Source organism: Solibacillus cecembensis, from assembly GCF_050272495.1.
Taxonomy (GTDB): domain Bacteria; phylum Bacillota; class Bacilli; order Bacillales_A; family Planococcaceae; genus Solibacillus; species Solibacillus cecembensis.
This window is the reverse complement of sequence record NZ_JBNNMF010000046.1, coordinates 1-10,752: the sequence shown is the minus strand read 5'-3', so window position 1 is coordinate 10,752 and position 10,752 is coordinate 1. Positions and strand designations below refer to the sequence as shown.

At 38.1% G+C, this 10,752-nt stretch carries 9 protein-coding genes; 2 read left to right on the top strand and 7 right to left on the bottom strand.

What is annotated here, in order from left to right; translation table 11 throughout:
* Positions 1-184 precede the first annotated feature (184 nt).
* From ACQKIH_RS21895 to ACQKIH_RS21870, 6 genes are all read right to left on the bottom strand, one after another.
* Positions 185-1,261, bottom strand: a complete 1,077-nt coding sequence (locus ACQKIH_RS21895) for an undecaprenyldiphospho-muramoylpentapeptide beta-N-acetylglucosaminyltransferase (protein ID WP_427768893.1) — start codon at positions 1,259-1,261, stop codon at positions 185-187.
* 314 nt (positions 1,262-1,575) lie between these two features.
* The gene (locus ACQKIH_RS21890; RefSeq protein WP_427768892.1) at positions 1,576-2,622 is read right to left on the bottom strand and encodes a CAP domain-containing protein; all 1,047 of its coding nucleotides are present in this window, start codon (positions 2,620-2,622) and stop codon (positions 1,576-1,578) included.
* 179 nt (positions 2,623-2,801) lie between these two features.
* Positions 2,802-3,707: a CobW family GTP-binding protein gene (locus ACQKIH_RS21885; protein WP_057985215.1), complete on the bottom strand. Its 906-nt coding sequence runs from the start codon at positions 3,705-3,707 to the stop codon at positions 2,802-2,804.
* 83 nt (positions 3,708-3,790) lie between these two features.
* Positions 3,791-5,305: a lmo1851 family serine protease gene (locus ACQKIH_RS21880; RefSeq protein ID WP_427768891.1), complete on the bottom strand. Its 1,515-nt coding sequence runs from the start codon at positions 5,303-5,305 to the stop codon at positions 3,791-3,793.
* A gap of 352 nt (positions 5,306-5,657) precedes the next feature.
* A complete protein-coding gene (locus ACQKIH_RS21875) occupies positions 5,658-6,428 on the bottom strand; it encodes a class I SAM-dependent methyltransferase (protein ID WP_427768889.1) in 771 nt (256 codons plus the stop codon).
* Between the two features lie 17 nt (positions 6,429-6,445).
* Positions 6,446-7,027, bottom strand: a complete 582-nt coding sequence (locus tag ACQKIH_RS21870) for a DUF6434 domain-containing protein (protein ID WP_427768887.1) — start codon at positions 7,025-7,027, stop codon at positions 6,446-6,448.
* 387 nt (positions 7,028-7,414) lie between these two features.
* Here ACQKIH_RS21870 and ACQKIH_RS21865 point away from each other — a divergent pair, with 387 nt between their 5' ends.
* Together ACQKIH_RS21865 and ACQKIH_RS21860 are read left to right on the top strand one after the other, a co-directional pair.
* Positions 7,415-7,777 carry a hypothetical protein gene (locus ACQKIH_RS21865; RefSeq protein WP_427768885.1) on the top strand — a complete coding sequence of 121 codons (363 nt, stop codon included), beginning with the start codon at positions 7,415-7,417 and terminating at the stop codon, positions 7,775-7,777.
* A gap of 670 nt (positions 7,778-8,447) precedes the next feature.
* Positions 8,448-8,654 carry a cupin domain-containing protein gene (locus ACQKIH_RS21860; protein ID WP_427768883.1) on the top strand — a complete coding sequence of 69 codons (207 nt, stop codon included), beginning with the start codon at positions 8,448-8,450 and terminating at the stop codon, positions 8,652-8,654.
* 390 nt (positions 8,655-9,044) lie between these two features.
* Here ACQKIH_RS21860 and ACQKIH_RS21855 read toward each other — a convergent pair.
* Positions 9,045-10,752: S-layer homology domain-containing protein (locus ACQKIH_RS21855; protein WP_427768881.1), on the bottom strand; the 1,708-nt coding region annotated here is incomplete at its 5' end.

The window sequence follows — 10,752 nt, the reverse complement described above, 5'->3', positions numbered from 1 at the left end:
GTTCTTTTATTATATATGAAAAGAGCGAGGTATTCGACGATTCAATCGTCGAATACCTCGCAAAGTTAAACTATATGGACTTTTTCAGTACCCTCTTTCATAATAGGTGGTTTTTTTCTCGCAACTTATAGAAATTAAAAACAATGGCATCCTGACGAAAAGTCAAAATGCCATTATTTACTTTTTAAATCTCATACTGTGTAATTAACGACACCATTTCTGCTGGCGTTTTTGGGTGTTCCACATCAAGCATTCGATCTTGCATTTCATCGGCATGTGCTTCTAAGTTTTTAATGGCTCGTAAAAATGACGCCTTTGATATCGATTCTTCTTCTAATATATGCGCAAACCCTTGTTGTTTAAATAACCGTGCATTTAAAATTTGGTCCCCTCTACTTTTAGCCGCAGATAACGGAATTAACAACATCGGTTTATGCAGCGCTAAAAATTCAAAAATAGAATTGGATCCTGCTCTTGATACGATATAATCAGAGGCATAGAGTAAGTCAGGTAATTCCGTTGTCACATAGTCAAATTGTTTATAACCTGCTCGTGACGTCAAACGTTCCTCCACATTCCCTTTCCCGCAAAGATGGATAATTTGATATTCTTTTAATAATTCATCGAGATTTTCGCGTAGTGCATCATTAATGACGACGGAGCCTAAACTTCCACCCATAACTAATAACACTTTCTTTTCCTCTGTGAAATCACAAAGGGACAGCCCCCGCGCTTTATCACCATCAAATAATTGCTGACGGATAATAGACCCCGTACACGTTGCTTTATCATTTGGTAAGTGCTTCATCGTTTCTTTAAAAACGGTAAAAATATGAGAAGCAAATGGCAACGCTAATTTATTGGCTAATCCAGGTGTTACATCCGATTCATGCACGACAACTGGCACATTTGCAAGTTTGGCTGCCATGACAACGGGAACGGATACAAATCCGCCCTTCGAAAAAATAATCGACGGCTTTATTTTTTTTATAACCGTAAATGCTTGCACAACTCCCCCGAATACACGGAACGGATCACTAAAATTTTTCATGGAAAAATAGCGGCGTAATTTCCCGCTTGAAATACTATGGTAAGGTAACTTGGGAAACGCATTCCCAATTAGTTCTTTTTCGATGCCATCATGTGAACCTATATAGTGAACGTTATAACCAGCTTCAATAAGTGACGGGATAATCGCTTCATTTAAAGATACGTGCCCAGCCGTTCCCCCACCTGTTAATATAATTGTCTTTTCTTTCATACGTTTACTCCTAACACAGTCAATTCTATTGTATAATTTTATGCCATGTTTCTTCAATACATGCCATGTTTTCTTTTTTAGCTCGTTAAGTTAATAAGAATCCTATACGTTTGTCTCTAACGCCATTGTAACACAAATATTTCGTTCAAAAAAATCCTAATGCGAGAAAAATGGCTACATACTATAAAGTAAACGCATGTACAGTCATTATCTGATCTGAATTGCTATAAAATGGGCGCATCGTTACACACTCCATACGCACCTAAAAAACAAACACAACCTACTCCATTATTAGAAGTAGGTTGTAAGTAGGCTTATTTTTTTATAAATTGTTGGGTCCAAATATGACCTTCTTTTACATAGCCCACACCAATATGCGTATAGTTAGCGTCTAAAATATTAGCACGGTGTCCAGCTGAATTCATCCAACCTTCCACTACTTTTTCTGCAGTTTGTTGACCTTTAGCGATATTTTCACCTGCTGAACTATATGAAATACCTCGCTTCTTCAATTGATCAAATGGGCTGCCCCATGTCGGTGATGTATGTGAAAAGTAATTATTAATTTTCATATCCTGCGATTTTTCACGTGCTGCTGCCATTAATGGTCGATCGATTTGAAGTGGCTTTAATCCTTGTTTCGAACGTTCAACATTTGTTAACTCCACAACTTTTGCTTCGATTGTATCAATTGCCGGCGAACCTACTTCTTGCTTATCGTCCTCTGGTTCACCTGGTTTTACTACAGGTTTATCTTCTGGTTTTTCTACTGGCTTATCCACTGGTTTATCTTCTGGCTTTTCTACCGGCTTGTCCACTGGTTTATCTTCCGGTTTTTCTACTGGCTTGTCCACTGGTTTATCTTCCGGTTTTTCTACTGGCTTGTCCACTGGTTTATCTTCCGGTTTTTCTACTGGCTTATCTTCTGGCTTTTCTACCGGTTTTTCTTCTGGTTTCCAAACTGGTTTATCTCCCGGCTTCCACTCTGGTTTCCAAACTGGTTTATTTTCCGGCTTCCATTCTGGTTTCCAAACCGGCTTGTCTCCTGGCTTCCACTCTGGTTTTAAAATCGGGGTACCACTTGGCTTGTCGCTTGGTTTTATTATTTGTCCCCACTTTACGATTGGGAACTGGATGTTCAAACCGTAGTAAGAGAATGTAGGATTTGATGAATCTTCTAAACTCACCATTTCATTATATTTTAATTTCACCATCTCAAATGGATTGTATGTTGCTAATTGATAGTTGTAGCCGCGCTTTTGGAACTCTGGTGATTTCGAGGTAGCCTCCTCTGCATTGGCAACTGGTGCTTGTGTTGCTAAAAGTATTACTGCACAAAATGTAACGAACTGTTTTTTCATCTTGTACGCCTCCTTTCATGTTCCTATCGTAAAATACAATTCTAAAAAAAAACGGCCTATAAATTGGTAATGTCGCCATCTACCAATCTATAAGCCTTTTTTATTGTATTTCCATACTCTTTTTCACTATAAAATTTACCAATGTAAGGGATTATTACATTTCAAAAGGGGTTGACGGATTATTTCGCATCTCCAATAACTTGTAAACCTTCTATATTTTCCCCGATTATGACTAAATTTGCTGGCATCTTGATGAACTCTGGCAGCCATTGCACCATTCCATATGCATATTGGAACAGCATTGGATTTTTTACACCTTCAATTGGTACAAAGCCCTTCATCCGGTAAACCGTGTCTGGCAACGTACGTACCCAATCCTCAAACTGATCTTGTGTAAAGCTCGCTTTGAATTCTACTAGTCGTGAACCTAGATTAAAGCTCTTCCCGATGCGCGCCGAAACGATGTCATCTTTTGAAATACGCGCGGTTGATTGCATCTTTTGCAATAAATGAAGCGGCACTCGCCCATTTGTCGTTTGTAAAATAAACGCATTTGGGTTTACCCCTTGTAATTCTAGTACGACCCTAGCTTGTTCGGACTCTGTTAGTAAATCCATTTTATTCGCTAATAATAAATGCGCATGGCGAATTTGTTCCATAAACAATGAACGAATCTGAGGTGTCAAACTCGCGCGGTCAAGCCATAATTTACTATCCGCAACGGTAATGATTCCTTTAATATTCAGTTGCTCTGCAAAAATTGGTGAGTACACCGCGTCTAATGCCTCTACAGGATGCGCTGCGCCCGTTGTTTCGATAATGAGCACATCAAACTCCTGATCATGAAGTAATGACTGTATTTGCGCTTCAGTCTTTTCAGAACCCGTACAACAAATACATCCTTCGAGCATTTCCTTTAATGGTACGTCTTCTTCCACCGCTTGCGAGTCAAAAGGCAATTTACCTAGTTCATTCATAATGACAGCTGGTTTTAATCCATTTTCCTTGAGCTGTCGAATGACGTCCGTTAACATCGACGTTTTACCACTTCCCAAAAACCCACTAAATAAATAAACATCCTTCATCCAACCACTCCCTATAACAATAGGCTGGCTACAAGATGTAATGAAACAACTTGTACCAGCCCATTTATTTTTGTTCATTCGAATTAATTAATTGTTGTTTCTTCTTCCACTGGTGTCACACCTAATAATTCTTTTGCTTTTACAATTTGCGGATCATCTGTTTTTAACTTTTGACCAATCGCATCTAGTAAGGCATATGTTGTTTCTCCAGTTAGAATTCCGTTTACTTCTAGTGTATTGGCTTCTTGGAATTGTTTCAATGCGTCTTCTGTTTCTTCATCAAAAACATTATCCACAGTACCCGGCGTATAGCCTAATACTTCTAAAATTCGTTCTGCAGAAGTAATGACCGCATTTTCCGAGCCAACTTCATACTTTTGTTTTGGATCAATATACGATAATGTCGCATAATCAGGGTACTTCACTTCTACGTCTGGCTTAATTCCTTTTTCATTTATCCAGTTACCTTTTGGTGTTAACCATTTGCCTGTAGTAAATTTCAGATTTGCTCCATCCTCTAAATAAAGGACTTCTTGCATTGTTCCTTTACCAAACGATTTTAATCCGACAATTTTTGCACCTGCTGATTCACTTAATGCCGCTGCTAAAATTTCTGAAGCAGATGCACTACCCTCATCAATAAGTACAGTAACAGGTAATTTATATTTTGGACGCTTATCGGCAAATACGGTTTGTGGCGCAAAGTTACGTTCTTCAATTTGAACGATTGCCTTGCCCTCTTCTACAAACATATTGGAAATATCAATGGCTCCTTTTAAATAGCCACCTGGATTTTGACGGACATCAAGGACAATCCCTTTCATCCCTTGCTTTTCATATTCTTTTAACATCTTCTCTAGCTCTTCTGTTGTATCTTCACTAAATGAAGTAAGTTGAATATGCGCAATTTTATCCTCACCCATATCCCCATAAACCGTTTCTACTGGAATATCTGCTCGAACTAATGTAATTTCCATTGGCTCCGCATCACCACGTTGAACTTTTAGTGTAACATTCGTTCCTTTTTCACCACGTATTAAAAGAACTGCCTCTGTAGCGCTAAGTCCTTCTACACTTTTCCCATCAACCGCAAGAACCATATCTTTCGGCTGAAGTCCTGCTTTTTCAGCTGGCGTATTTTTAATTGGTGATACAATCATGATGTATCCATTACGCTCTTGAATTTCAGCACCTATTCCTTGGAAACTAGAAGATAAGCTTTCATTAAATGATTTCGCCTCTTCTTGATTCATATAATCCGAATACGGGTCTCCCAGCGCATCAAACATTCCGTTAATGGCACCATAAATTACTTCTTCTTGATCAATTTCAACGTAATATTTTGAATTTAAATTGTCATACGCATCATATAATTTTTTGAATTCTGCTCGTTCTACTGGTACCTTTACTTCAACAACCTTTTTCTCACCAAATGTTAAAGCAAAAATTGTTAGCCCAGCAGTGACCAAAATTGTTAGGAACATAATCATAATGAACGCAAATGGTTTTAATCGTAAAAATTTACCTGCCGGCTTTACGACTTGTACTTGTTGTTCATCTTGTTCGTGTTGTTCCCCATCTTTCTTTTGTTCATCCATTAAATTTCACCACTCTCATAATTCACTGACTGTCGTCACACTATACCCATAATAGCAGTTTCCTCCCAGTTAGAAAAGAACAGACGCTATTTTTTTTATTAGGTTTCTTTATTAATAGAGAAAAATAGTGATAAATCGTTTTTTTTCAAATATCACTGCAGATTTCCCTATTTTCCACAGTAACTAGCCAACTTTTTCCGTAAACTCGCCATTAACCGGTTTAAAATAGCCACTTTTCAAGCGTTACTCGCCAATATACATAGAAAACTAGCCGAATTGATGCAGTAACTAGCCAATCCACGTTTTACTAGCCGATTTCCGTGTTGATCCATTTTAGCCGTTATTCGGAACGCTAGCTCATTTTCTTACATACATAAATCATCTCATAACTATCATTTGTAACGGGCGCTTCATTCCAATCCTTATATAGATGTACAATTTCAAAACCATGCGCGTGTAAAAGTCTTTCCATTTCTTTTGGAAATACGTAACGCAAACGAATATTGGTGCTTTTTTCTTCTATTATTTTGCCACTTGAATTTTTATATTTCCTTATTGTCGTATATTGTTGAATTTGACCTAAGGAATCATAGTTACTAATCGTAAAAACATCCACTGTTTGCTGTGTTTCGCGGTCAATATACATTTTCCAATATTCTTCCGTTGGCGGTTGTAGCAACTCCTCCACACTTGGGAATCTTGTGCCAAAAATAAATGCCCCGCCCATTTCTAAATGTTTATTTACAGAGGATAGCAAATCATCCTGCGCTTCATTTGTAAGGAAGTGTTGAAACGAATTACCGACCGAATAGATTAAATTGCTTTTGGCATGTAAATTTAGCTTCGTACAATCTTGCTCAATCCATTCGATTTGTAAATCAAGCTCAGCTGTTTTTTTTCGGGCTTCATCTAACATCCCTGTATGTATATCTACCCCGATAACCTTATGTCCATTTTCCGCTAATGGAATGGTAACTCTCCCCGTCCCACAAGCTAAATCGATAATGGGTCCTTGCTTTTTAGCTGCCCATCTTAATAGGAAAGGAATTTCTGGCATATACGCATCATTCTCTTTGTCATATAAAATAGGATCTTCGTATTCTTCAAAATTGTTTAATGTCATTTCGTTCTCCTTATTATTCAAATGTTAAGGTTAATAGTAGACTCATATTTGTTGCTTCCAGAAAGCTTCTTGATTTCATTCCACGCTTTTATCGCTTCTTCACGACTTTTCCCTTGATTTTTTGGGTCTGCAAAAAAGTCACGAATAAATTGATTGTACTCAAATTGAGGTCCGATTTTTTTCTCGTATGAAGGATCTTTCTTTCGTTCTTCTTCCGCATACCAAGCATTTACAACATCACGATAAGTCTTTCCTACGTTGTTTTTAAAATATTCTTGGATATACGTAGAAAAATGGAATTTCGAGATAACTGTTTTAAAAAATGCTCTTACATGTTGACTACAACGATGGTTTTCCGTAATGATTGTATCAAGAGTTAAATCTACTTGCGGTTCTAACTTCTTATTGACTTTTGCCTTTCTAATAGGCTTTTTAATCTCGCCTGTTTGAAGAAATGTTTCAATTCTATCGGAAATTTCTATTTTTGAGCCAGTAGCACTAAGTCCATTTTCTCTACAAAACGATTGTAATTCTTCCTTTAACCAATAAAAACCTTTAAAACTCTCGACATTGATATCTTTTGTTAAATTCGGTCTCATAAAAACACTCCCCATATTCACTTACCTCCATTATAGAACACTAGTTCCTAATAATCAAAATAATTTATTGAATAAATAGCTTCACCATACTCAATTTTGGGGGAACTACTATATACACGGAATCCAGACAGTTGTATCATTTTATACTCATCAGAATTCTTTATTACCATACATCCACTTCCAAACTTCTGTCAATTAATATCTAATTCTTGTAATTTCAGTAAAGTCGTAGCATTCGATGTAACCTTTATTAGAATAAAAAGTCTAATGGTTATACCCGTTTAAAATCAACTATATTGGGGGCGTGTAAATTTGAAGTCTAAATCGTTTCTACCTATCGCAGTAGTATTATGTATTATAGTCGGTTCATTTTTTCCTTTAAAAACAATGGCAACCAGTTGGGTATATCTATTTGTCGTTTGGGACGATTCTATTTATGTAATTAGCGAGGAAACGGTCACACATGTTGACAAAGTAATCGGAAAAGTAACGAAGTATTCCGATATGGATCAATATGGCGGAAACTTTTCAAATGTCTATCCAAAGGGAACGAAATATTATTCCATCAAGGATGTTGATCCAAAGATTGCCATCGCAGTCCAAGATGAAAATGGTCAATTTGTAAAAGCAATTCGTGAAGGTGAATACACGTACCAAAAAGAATACACCGAATATATTTATCAAGGTTTGGGGATTTTTGCGATTTTACTTGTGGGGTTTATCTTTTTTTCTAAAACTCGAAGGAATTAATCGATAGAATACATTCGAATAAATTTTTTCAAACGCAACAAGGCTAGTTGTCAAAATCAACATACGACTTAAATATTAATAAGCGCCAAATGGATACCAAAGACCTAAATTAGCACTTATTTTAAAATATGTTGTATAGCAAAATCGACAATTCGAATAAATGCGTTTTTTCCTTCAGCCATATTAAATTTTTCGACGATTAAATTAAAATGGACCTAGTATGTTTTGATAGGAGAAATTCTGAAATGCTGCGGGAGAAAAAACTCTCTAAACCTTTATATAAAAGTATTTTGAAGTTAACACAAACAATATTTTTTATCACTTAATCAAAGTTGGACTAAGGGAACCCCTTTGAATTCCAGTAGTATCGCAGCTACTGGATGGAGACGTTCTTATCAAAATAATAGGCTTTTACATCATCCACTGGAAACAAAAATGCTCGTTTTTTTTAAGGAACTTCACAGTTTAGCACCTATTTTATTAAAAGTTTATGTATATCTTTTATCCTAACCCCATTATTTCACGGTATGATTTGAGGAACAAAAATGCTCTATTTCAAGCTGTTTTCGACCTTTTTTAGCTGTTTTTTCATTGTTTTATCAGTGAAATACTCGACATAAAATTTTTTTGAATGAAATAGCGAAAATATGCAACGTACAGTAAAAAAAAATTGACGGGTGAACAGATTACGTTTTTAGAAACGGCAGAAGAAATGAATGGTCGTTATTTGTCTATAGAAGTGTCATTACCACCTCAAGGTGACGGACCATCCCTTCATATTCATGATGAGTTTGAGGAAGAATTTGAAGTGATATCGGGTAGATTAACGGTTACAATTGGGAAAGAACAACATGTTTTAAGGGCGACTGTCGCATAGCCCACCTTAAAACGCCGCATACATTTACAAACAAGCACGATGAACCTGTTGTTTTTCGCGTACGACTCACACCCCTAGCCAGTTTGGCAATCTGTACGAATTCACTATGGATTAATCGATGTCGGTTTGGTTGATAAAAAAGGAAATCCAAAGACAATTGCCCATACAGCTATTAATATTATCGATGCAAAACACGCTAATTGTCAGGATTCCATTTTGGCTCCAACGAACACTTTTTTAATGGATTGTGAAACGGGCACAAAAAAGTAACCGCTATGCAGCACTTTCAAAGTATATAGAAAAATAAAGATTATCACTGATATAGATTGAAATAGAGTATATAAAAACACGCTACAAGATTCGAGTTTGAATTTTGTAGCGTGTTTCTTTTTATAGGTTAAGAGCTCGATACAAAAATGCCGCAAATTGCGCGCGTGTTACTGGCTCGTTTGGTTTAAAGTTGCCGTTGTCGCCTAAGGCAATGCCGACATCTGCCAGTACAGCAATGTAGTCATGACTCCAATGTGTTGTTGGTACGTCTTGGAATGTGCTTGTGTCGCCTGGTGTTAATCCAAATGCGAGGACAAGTATTTTCGCTAGTTGGGCACGTGTTAGCGATTCGTTTGGATTGAATGCGCCGTCCGAGCCGTCTATGATGCCTGCTTGCTGTAATTTTGTAATGGCCTCGTAGTATGGATGACTCGTTGAGACATCACTAAATGATACAGCCTCGCGTTGTGCCGCTAGCTCGAACGTACGGGCAAACATCACCGCGACATGTTCGCGTTTGATTGGTTCATTCGGTCGGAATGAGCCATCTGGATAGCCTGTGATAATGCCGCGTGCTGCAATATCCTCAATCATATCCTTTGCCCAGTTCGTGGAGATATCGTTGAATGTAATGCTAGGCTTTTGCTCTTCAGGCATTTCTGGTTGCTTCGGTTCTTCAGGTATCGGAACTGGCTTTGTTGGCTCTATTGGAGTTGGCATTGGTTGTTCTGGCTTTGGTTCTACTGGTGTCGGACTCGGTGTTGGTGTTGGCTCCGGTGTCGGGTTATAGCCGCCACCACTATTATCAGAACCGCTGCTCGTCTTGTACTCAATTGAAGCCATGTTTGAAATGCTTGAATTCCCTGCAGTATCACGAAATTGCACGTAGAGCTTCTTTAGCCCAGCATTCCCTACTAAATCCCATTTTTTTGTGAGTGCTACTTTTTCCCACGCTGACCAAGTTAGCTCATCTATAGAAAAACGCATTTCAGTGACACCACTTCCCACACCGTCAGATGAAGTCAGACTTAGCGTCACAGATTTGCTATTTGTAGTAGCAGAGCCACTATTAATGACAATCGTTCCTGTAGGAGCAGTTCTATCAATGATGAATAGAACCTTTGTTAAATTACCTGCCGCATCTGTTACGACTAGCTCATAGTCTCCATCCTGGTCAATTTCCGTATCGATAGCTAAAGTTGCTCCATTTAGCGTCGCTGTCCCTTCATTAAATCCGATTGTTACCTTGCTTTTGTATATCCCCCCATCTGTCACACCTGTTACAATCGGGGCTGTCTTGCCTGGAGGGACTGCCGTGTCTATTGTGAAGGTTACTGTCGTTACATTGCCGGCTGCATCTGTTACAACTAGGGTATACACTCCATCCTGTTCTACATCTGTACCACTAATAAAAACTACTCCATTCAACGTCGCTGTTCCTTCATTAAAACTAGGCGTTACCTTGTTTTTGTATACCCCTCCATCTGTCACACCCGTTACAATCGGGGCTGTCTTGTCTGGAGGGACTGCCGTGTCTATTGTGAAGTTTATCGTCGTTACATTTCCGGCTGCATCTGTTACAACTAGGTTATACACTCCATCCAATTCTACATCTGTACCCTTAACAAAAGTTGCTCCATTTAACGTCGCTGTTCCTTCATTAAATCCGATTGTTACCTTGTTTTTGTATACCCCTCCATCTGACACACCCGTTACAATCGGGGCTGTCGTGTCTGGAGGGACTGCCGTGTCTATTGTGAAGGTTACTGTCGTTACATTGCCGGCTGCATCTGTTACAACTAGGGTATACACTCCATCCTGTTCTACA